The organism is Streptomyces sp. (genome assembly GCF_031178505.1).
In the GTDB taxonomy this organism is placed as follows: Bacteria; Actinomycetota; Actinomycetes; order Streptomycetales; family Streptomycetaceae; genus Streptomyces; species Streptomyces gulbargensis.
Genome location: NZ_JAPSIW010000254.1, coordinates 1 through 8,513, shown reverse-complemented (window position 1 = coordinate 8,513; position 8,513 = coordinate 1). Strand labels below are relative to the sequence as shown.

General features: G+C 77.0%; 9 protein-coding genes. 5 read left to right on the top strand and 4 right to left on the bottom strand.

Going from position 1 to position 8,513, the window contains the following annotated elements; genetic code table 11:
* Both RIF68_RS18130 and RIF68_RS18125 read right to left on the bottom strand, forming a co-directional pair.
* A partial coding sequence (locus tag RIF68_RS18130; RefSeq protein ID WP_309052313.1) for an amino acid permease occupies positions 1-427 on the bottom strand: 427 nt, incomplete at its 3' end.
* Between the two features lie 135 nt (positions 428-562).
* Positions 563-1,537, bottom strand: coding sequence for a hypothetical protein (locus RIF68_RS18125; protein WP_309052312.1), 975 nt, complete (start codon positions 1,535-1,537; stop codon positions 563-565).
* A gap of 306 nt (positions 1,538-1,843) precedes the next feature.
* Here RIF68_RS18125 and RIF68_RS18120 point away from each other — a divergent pair, with 306 nt between their 5' ends.
* The 5 genes from RIF68_RS18120 (at position 1,844) to RIF68_RS18100 (ending at position 6,776) form a co-directional block, all read left to right on the top strand.
* Positions 1,844-3,286 (top strand): FGGY family carbohydrate kinase, encoded by a 1,443-nt coding sequence (locus RIF68_RS18120; RefSeq protein ID WP_309052311.1) that lies wholly within the window; start codon positions 1,844-1,846, stop codon positions 3,284-3,286.
* The gene (locus RIF68_RS18115; RefSeq protein ID WP_309052310.1) at positions 3,283-4,701 is read left to right on the top strand and encodes an FAD-dependent oxidoreductase; all 1,419 of its coding nucleotides are present in this window, start codon (positions 3,283-3,285) and stop codon (positions 4,699-4,701) included. The genes RIF68_RS18120 and RIF68_RS18115 overlap by 4 nt, the downstream gene beginning before the upstream one ends.
* On the top strand, positions 4,698-5,918 hold the full coding sequence (locus RIF68_RS18110; RefSeq protein WP_309052309.1) for an FAD-dependent oxidoreductase: 1,221 nt from the start codon (positions 4,698-4,700) through the stop codon (positions 5,916-5,918). Before RIF68_RS18115 ends, RIF68_RS18110 begins: the two co-directional genes overlap by 4 nt.
* Before the next feature lie 74 nt (positions 5,919-5,992).
* Entirely contained in the window at positions 5,993-6,469 is a 477-nt protein-coding gene (locus RIF68_RS18105) for an NUDIX domain-containing protein (RefSeq protein WP_309052308.1), read from the top strand.
* 61 nt (positions 6,470-6,530) lie between these two features.
* On the top strand, positions 6,531-6,776 hold the full coding sequence (locus RIF68_RS18100; RefSeq protein ID WP_309052307.1) for a hypothetical protein: 246 nt from the start codon (positions 6,531-6,533) through the stop codon (positions 6,774-6,776).
* A 52-nt stretch (positions 6,777-6,828) separates the two neighbouring features.
* On the opposite strand, the gene RIF68_RS18095 is transcribed toward RIF68_RS18100, so the two are convergent.
* Together RIF68_RS18095 and RIF68_RS18090 are read right to left on the bottom strand one after the other, a co-directional pair.
* Positions 6,829-8,079: a cytochrome P450 gene (locus RIF68_RS18095; protein ID WP_309052306.1), complete on the bottom strand. Its 1,251-nt coding sequence runs from the start codon at positions 8,077-8,079 to the stop codon at positions 6,829-6,831.
* 224 nt (positions 8,080-8,303) lie between these two features.
* The coding region (locus RIF68_RS18090; protein ID WP_309052305.1) for a hypothetical protein at positions 8,304-8,513 on the bottom strand (210 nt) is incomplete at its 5' end.

Sequence of the window (8,513 nt, the reverse complement as noted above, 5' to 3'; positions counted from 1 at the left end):
CTCCGGTGAAGAGGGCGGCTCCGTAGTCGATGCCGGCGATGGCGCCGAGCAGACCGAGCAGGTTGAGCCAGCCGGTGTACCAGCCCCAGCGGCGTCCGCCGAGGCGGTCCGCCATGTAGTAGAGCGCACCGGAGGTGGGGTAGGCGCTGGTGACCTCGGCGAGGGCGAGGCCGACGCAGAGGACGAAGAGGCCGACCCCCGCCCAGCCCCACAGCATGACGGCGGGTCCGCCGGTGCCGAGGCCGAAGCCGTACAGCGTCATGCAGCCGGACAGGATGGAGATGACGGAGAAGCTGATGGCGAAGTTGCCGAAGCCGCCCATCCGCCGGGCGAGGACGGGCTGGTAGCCCAGCTCGCGGAGCCGGGCCTCCTCGTCCGGGGCGGGCGCCGGTGTGCGTATCGCGTCGTGGGGAGCGGTGCGGGACATGGGGCGTGTTCCTCCGGGGACGGGGACGAGGGCGGAACGGGACGGGACAGGGGCGCGGGAGGGACGGCGGGGTTCGGGGGGCGGCACGCGCGCGGGGTGTACGCGTGCGGGCGGCGGCACCGGCCCCGGCGCCGGTCACCCGCCGAGACAGCGGGCGCGGGCGCGCAGGAAGACCTCTTCGGCCAGGGCCCGGTCGTCGGGGCGCGCGGTCCGGTAGGCCCAGGGCAGCGTCGTGTAGTAGGGGCCGAGGGCCCGGAAGACGCGGGCCGCGTCGGAGAAGCGCAGGGCTCCGAAGAGGGCGTGCGCGAGGTGGTTGAGGTCGAGCTGGGAGGCCTCCTCCGTGGCGCAGAAGAGGAACCAGCCGTCGAGGGCGCCGCGGGCGTCGCGCACGGCGTCCTCGGTGACCCAGTGGAGGTCGAGGGCGCGCTCGTGGCCGCGCTCCCGGCGGTAGCGCTCGACGCGCACGTAGAGCGGCAGGGCGTGCAGCGGGGATCCGACGGGGGCCTGCGCCTCGGCCCAGCGGGCGTAGTTGACCGCCTCGGACAGCGGGCCGCCGCTGCCCGCGTACACGAACTGGAGCATCCGGTGGTGCGCCTCGCGGTTGTGCGGGTCGCGTTTCTCCGCCTCGGCGAGGAGTCCCCAGGGGCCCGGAGGCAGCATGGGGCCGGGCGGGGCGAGCCGGTGTTCGGGCAGGTCACGGCGGATGTCGAGGGCGGCAAGGGCGAGCAGGCCGATCCACGGCACGGGGTCCGCGGGGACGCGGTCGGCGGTCTCCCGGCAGGCGGCGCGGGCCTCGTGCCAGAGGTCGCGGGCGCGGGCGTGGCGGGAACGATGGGCCCGGACGGCGCGTTCGACGGCGACGCGGCAGCCCATGACGGCGGCGGCGAGGTTCGCGGGCTCCTCGGTGCGCCAGGCGTGGACGACGTCGGTGCCGGCGGCGACGGTGGCGAGGACCTGGGTGCGGCGGGTCCAGGCGTCCCACCCCGAGGTCTCGTCGAGAAGACGGGCCATCGCCACCCAGCGGCCGGTGCGCACCTCCTGGACGGCGTGGCGCAGGGCGTGGTCGTGGCCCGCGGGGTGGTAGACGGGCCGGAATCCGTGACCGGCCATCAGGGGGTGGAGCGGGGTGTGGATGACATGGTTCCTCGGTGCGGTGGAGGGGGTGGTCAGTCCCCCGGCGGCAGTCCCGGCCGTCGGTCGGCGATCACTATAGGGGGCACTGGACGTGACCGGTCCACTTTCCTGCGTGACCGTAACTATTCGGCCAGCGACCGGATTTGACTTCATGTCAGTGATCGTGCGGACGACCTGACAGGCTCCCCGGACGGCTCTTGACGTCCGGGGCGGGCGGCGGCACCCTGGCCCTTTTCGGTGACCACATGATCACCGAGCGGACGGAACGACGGGAGCAGCAGCATGACGGGCGGCCCGGTACTCGCCGTCGACCAGGGCACGTCGGGCACCAAGGCGCTCGTCCTCTGCCCGGAGCGGGGGGTCATCGGTACGGGTACCGCGCCCGTACGGCCCCGGTACCTGCCGGGCGGACGGGTCGAGGTCGACCCGCGTGAGCTGTACGACTCGGTCGTCACCGCCGGCCGGGCGGCGCTCGCCGAGGCCGGCACCCCGGTCGAGGCCGTGGGCCTCGCCAACCAGGGCGAGACGGTCCTCGCCTGGGACCCGGCGACCGGCGGGCCGCTCACCGACGCCCTGGTCTGGCAGGACCGCAGGGCGGCCGGACTCTGTGACGAACTGGCCACCCAGGCCCGCGAGTTGACGTACGTGACCGGACTTCCGGTCGACCCCTACTTCGCCGCTCCGAAGATGGCCTGGATCCGCCGCCACGCCACCACGGCCGGGGTCGTCACCACCAGCGACGCCTGGCTCGTCCACCGCCTCACCGGCGCCTTCGTGACCGACGCGGCCACCGCGGGCCGCACCGGGCTCCTCGACCTCGACACGGTCGCCTGGTCGGACCGGGCACTCGGGCTCTGGGGGCTCGACGGGGAGCGGCTCCCCCGCGTGGTCGGCTGCGACACCCCGGTCGGCACCACCACCGCCTTCGGACCGCCGCTGCCGCTGACCGGACTCCTCGTCGACCAGCAGGCGGCCCTGCTCGCCCAGAGCGCCACCGACCCGGCCGCCGCCAAGTGCACCTACGGCACGGGAGCGTTCCTCCTCGCGCAGACCGGACCGGAGCCCCGGCGCAGCACGTCAGGACTGGTGGGCTGCGTCGCCTGGCGGCTCGGCGACGACGTGACGCACTGCCTGGACGGACAGGTGTACACCGTGGCCTCCGCCGTGCGCTGGCTCACCGACCTCGGGGTCCTCGCCGGGGCGGAGGAGATCGACCCCGTCGGCGGGAGCGTGCCGGACTCCGGCGGCGTCACCTTCGTGCCCGCGCTCGCCGGCCTCGCCGCCCCCTGGTGGCGGGGCGACGCGCGCGGGTCGCTCACCGGGCTCGGGCTCGACACCACGCCCGGCCACCTCGTCCGCGCCCTGTGCGAGGGCATCGCCGCCCAGGTCGTGCTCCTCGCCTCGGCCGTGGCCGGGGAGCGGGGGGCGCCGCTGACCTCCCTCCGGGCCGACGGGGGCCTGACCCGCTCCGCGCTGCTCATGCAGACCCAGGCCGACCTGCTCCAACTGCCCGTGGAGGTCGCCTCCGCGACCGACGCCACCGCGCTCGGCGTGGGCGCGGTCGCCCGGATCGGCGCCCGGCCCGGGCTCACCGTCCACGAGGCCGTACCGGAGTGGCGGCCCGCCGCCGTCTACGAGCCCCGGATCGGGTCCGACGAGGCCGCCGAGCGGCTCGGCCGGTTCCGTACCGCCGTGACCGCCGTCCTCGCGCAGGGCCCGTCGTGAGCGTCACGCGCACCGGCCCGCTGCCCGCCGGCCCGGCCGCCGAGTACGACGTCGTGGTGGTCGGCGCCGGGGTCGTCGGCTGCGCCGTCGCCCGGGCCCTCGCCCGCCACCCGCTGCGCGTGGCGCTCGTCGAGGCCGCGAACGACGTCGGCGAGGGCACCTCCAAGGCCAACACCGCCATCCTCCACACCGGCTTCGACGCCGCGCCCGGCACGCTCGAAGCCCGGCTCGTCCGTGAGGGGCACCGGATGCTGACCGCGTACGCCCGCGAGTCCGGCATCCCCGTCGAGCCGCTCGGCGCGCTGCTCGTCGCCTGGGACGACGACCAGCGGGCGGCGCTGCCGGGACTCGCCGAGAAGGCCGCCCGCAACGGCCACCACCGCACCCGCGTCATCGGCGGGGACGAACTGCGGCGGCGCGAACCGCACCTGGGACCCGGGGCCCTCGCCGCCCTCGACGTACCGGGCGAGTCGGTGATCTGCCCCTGGACGACCACCCTCGCCTACGCCACCCAGGCCGTCCGCTCCGGTGTGGACCTGCACCTGAACTGCCGGGTGGACGGGGTCGTCCCCGGAGAGCCGTGGCACCGGCTCGTCACCCCGCGCGGGGCCCTGCGCGCCCGTTACCTGGTGAACGCCTGCGGCCTGCACGCCGACGCCTTCGACGCGCTGCTCGGACGCCACGACTTCACCGTCACCCCTCGGCGCGGCCAGCTCCTCGTCTTCGACTCCCTCGCCCGTGACCTCGTCCGGCACATCCTGCTGCCCGTGCCCGGCCGCCTCGGCAAGGGCGTGCTGATCACCCCGACCGTCTTCGGGAACGTCATGCTCGGCCCCACCGCCGAGGACCTGGGCGACAAGGCGGCCACCGGCACGACCGCCGAGGGTCTCGCCGGGTTGCGCGCCCAGGGCGCCCGCGTCCTGCCGGCGCTCCTGGACGAGGAGGTCACGGCCGTGTACGCGGGACTGCGGGCGGCCACCGGCCAGGAGGACTACCGGTGCGCGGCCCACCCCCGGCAGCGGTACGTGACGGCCGGCGGCATCCGCTCCACCGGACTCTCCTCCTCCCTCGCCCTCGCCGAGCACGTGCTCGGGCTCCTCGCCGACTGCGGACTCGACCCGGGACCCGAACGGGCCCTCGCACCGGTGCGGATGCCGAACCTGGGCGCGGCCTTCCCCCGCCCGTACCGGGACGCCGGTCTCGTCGCCCGCGACCCGGAGTACGGCACGATCGTCTGTCACTGCGAGCGGGTCACCCGGGGCGAGATCCGGGACGCGTTCGCCTCGGCGATCCCGCCGGCCGGGCTCGACGGGCTGCGCCGCCGCACGCGCGCGCGTGCGGGCCGCTGCCAGGGGAACCACTGCGGGGCGGAACTGCGCGTCCTCCTCGCGCGGTACGGGACGGGGGCGCCGTGAACCGGCAGGTCGACGTGCTCGTGGTGGGCGCCGGTCCCGCGGGGCTCGCCGCCGCCGCGCGGCTGGCCGCCGCGGGCGCCGGGCGGGTGGAGGTCCTGGAGCGCGAGAGCACCGCGGGCGGTGTACCGCGCCACTGCGCGCACCCCGGTTTCGGCGCCGACGCGCGGGGCCGGCCGCTGGACGGGCCCGCGTACGCGCGCGGCGCCGTGCGGGCCGCCCTCCGGGCCGGGGCCACGATCAGGACCCGGGCCTCCGTCACCGGCTGGGCCGGCGGCGGGCCCGCCACGGGGAGGCTCGCGGTGGCGGTGACCGCGCCGGGGGGCCCGGAGGTGGTGGCGGCCCGGGCCGTGATCCTCGCGACCGGGGCGCGGGAACGGCCCCGCAGCGCCCGCCTCGTGCCGGGCACGCGCCCGGCCGGGGTCATGACCACCGGCGAACTCCGGCGGACGGCGGTGCTGCCCGCACGGCTCCGGGACCTCGCCGGGCGGCGTGCGGTGGTCGTCGGCGGCGCCCCGGTGGCGCGGTACGCGGTGCGGGCCCTGCGCGCCGCCGGGGCGGAGGTGGCGGCGGTCGTCACCGAGGGGCCGCCGGCCCGCGGGATCGGTGACGTACCGGTGCTCTCGGGGACCGTCGTCACGGAACTCCTCGGCCGGGGACGGCTGACCGGGGTCGCCGTGCGGGCGCGGGACGGGCGGGCCGGGACCCTGCGGTGCGACACCGCCGTGTTCACGGGCGACTGGATCCCGGAGCACGAACTCGCCCGGCGGGGCGGGGTGCCGCTCGCCCCCGGCAGCCGGGGACCGCTGGTGGACGGCCGGTTCCGTACGGCGGTGCCGGGTGTCTTCGCGGTCGGCGATCTGCTGCGCGGCGTCGAGCCGGCGCGGGTGGCCGCGGCGGAGGGGCGGAGCGTCGCCGCGGCCGTGCTCGACCGGCTCGCGGGTGCCTGCGGCGGGCCGGACGGGGTGCCGGTGGAGGCCGCCGGGGCGCTGCGGTGGGTGGTGCCGGGCCTGCTCGGCGCGGAGCCCGTGCCGCTGCTGGTCCGGGTGGGGCGTCCGCTGGACCGGCCGGTCCTGAGCGTCTCTCAGGCGGGCGTGCCGCTGCGCCGGGAGCGGCTCCCGGCCCGTCTCGTACCGTGGCGTTCGGTGCGCCTCGGCCCGCACTGGACCGGTGGGGCCGACCCGGCGGGCGGTCCGGTCGTGGTCGCCGCCGGGGAGTGAGGCGGGGCGGCGGCCCGGGCGGCGGCGGGCGCGTCCCCGCGCCGGGGCGCGGGAGCCTCGGTCACACTGACGGCATGCCGGACAAACGCAGCGCGGGTCTGCTGGTCTACCGCCGTACGCCCGACGGCGGTGTCGAGGTGCTCATCGGACACATGGGCGGGCCGTTCTGGGCGGCGCGGGAGGAGGCCGCCTGGTCGGTGCCGAAGGGCGAGTACGGGCCGGAGGAGGAGCCGGAGGCGGCGGCGCGGCGGGAGTTCGAGGAGGAGCTGGGGCTGCCCGCGCCGGACGGACCGTGGGTCGCGCTCGGGGAGGTCCGGCAGCGCAACGGGAAGACGGTCACCGTCTGGGCGGTGGAGGGGGATCTCGATCCGGACCAGGTCGTCCCCGGCACGTTCTCGATGGAGTGGCCGCCGCGGTCCGGGGTGACGCGGGAGTTCCCCGAGGTCGACCGGGTCGGCTGGTTCGGCCCGCGGGCGGCGGCTCCGCTCCTCGTCGCGGGTCAGCGGGTGTTCCTGGAGCGGCTGGTGACACACCTCCAGGGCGGTGGCTGAGGGTGATTGTCAGACCCGTACGAGAGGGTGGGAGCGGCAATCCGTCGAGAGGGAGCCCGACATGACCACGACCACCGCCACCGAGCGCGCCGCGGCCCAGGCGTACCTGCGGCTGCTGGAGTCCACACAGGCCGTGCTGACCGATCCGTCGCTCGCGCCGTACGCGGCGGCGATGCTGGCCAACCCGATGGCCGAGGCCGACGAGGCGCTCCGCGCGGCGGGCCTCGCGGGGAACGAGGACCGGCTGCTGCGGCTCGTCTCCTCGCTGCGGGCCGCGCCCGTGACCGAGTGGGGGCGGCCCGGCTGACCGTGGCCGGGCAGGGGCGGGCGGGCCCGGTCGGCGTGCGGCCCGGCGGTCCTCAGGCGCCCGGGCGGACGGGGAGTTCCCGGACGCTGTTGCCGACGAAGCCGGCGTGCCGGGGCAGCTGGGCCTCGGGGACGGCGAGGTCGAGGTCCGGGAAGCGGGTGAACAGCGCTTTCAGGGCGACGGTGGCCTCCAGCCGGGCGAGCGGGGCGCCGAGGCAGTAGTGGGCGCCGTGGCCGAGGGAGAGGTGCGCGCCCCGTCCGGCGCGGGTCAGGTCGAACCGGTGGGCGTCCGGACCGTGCGCCCCGGGGTCCCGGCCGGCCGCCGCGTACCCGGCGAGGACCGGAGTGCCCCGGGGGACGAGCGTGCCGTCGAGAACGAGGTCCCGGGTGGGGTAACGGAACGGGAAGAAGCTCACCGGGCTGTCCCAGCGCAGGGTCTCGTCCACCACGTCGGCCCAGCCGGCGCGCCCTTCCCTGACCAGGGCGAGCTGGTCCCGGTGGGCGCACAGCGCCCGGACGGCGTTGGTGACCAGGTTCAGGGTGGTCTCGTGGCCGGCGACGATCAGCAGGAGCAGGGTGCCGATCAGCTCCGACCGGTCGAGCCGGTCGCCGTCCTCGTCCCGTGCGGCGAGCAGGACGCTGGTGAGGTCGTCACCGGGCTCCTGCGCCCTGGCGTCGGCGATGTCGGCGAGGAGGTCCGTCAGGTCGCGGTTGGCGGCGACGGCACGGGCGGGCTCGGTGTCGGTGGCGACGACGAGACCGGAGAGCTCGTGCAGCCGTTCCTGGTGGGCGGGGTCGACGCCGAGGAGTTCGCAGATGACGCCGAGGGGCAGCGGGAGGGCGTAGTGGCGGCGCAGGTCGGCGACGCCTCCGCCGTCCCGGGCGGCCTCGCCGAACCGGTCGAGGAGTTGTGAGGTCAGCGCCTCGATCCGGGGGCGCATGGCCTCGACCCGCCGCGGGGTGAAGGCTCCGCCGACCAGGGTGCGCAGGCGGCGGTGGTCGGCACCGTCCGCGGTGGTCATGCCGGGCACGATGGCGAAGGTCCGCAGCGGCCAGCCCTCGGGTATCCGGCCCTCGGTGAGCGCGGTGAAGTGGCGGGCCCCCTTGGCCACGTCGGGGTGGGTGAGGAAGGCGCGCAGGGCGTCGTGGCCGAGCACCGCCATGCCGTCGATCCCGCCGGGCAGGACGACCGGGGTCACGGCGCCCCCGGCGAGGAGCCGGGCGTTGTCCGCGTGGGGGCAGCCGCCCGCCGGGTCCAGGACGTACGGCTCCCGGTCGGCGGAGTCGCGGTGCGGTGCGTTCACGGCGGGGGCTCCTGACGGGGTCGGTGTGGCCGGGCGGTCGGCGTACCGGCGGAGGCCGGACCGCGAGGGCGCCGGATGGTCGGATCGTACGACCGGAAGGCGTGGGTCCGGGCGGAGTTCGGTGAATCCGGGCCCGGCGTCCCCCGCCGGGTGCGAGGCCGGAGGCCCGGCGCCCCGCCGGATCGGTGGCGGGGCCTGATCCCTGCCCGGTGGCGGAGCCGGCGTCACCTTCCCCGTGGCTCCCGGGCGTCGGGAGCGGGGGCCGGGGACGGCCCGGGAGCGGGCCGTCCCCGGCCCAGGAGTTCGGCGAGGCCCCGGCGGGTGGCCGCGACGATCACCCGGTCGCCGGGGACGAGGACCCGCTCGGGGGCCAGGCGCCATGCCCGGTTCCGGTCGGGCGGCGCGTCGACGGGGGTGCCGGCGGCGCGTTCCAT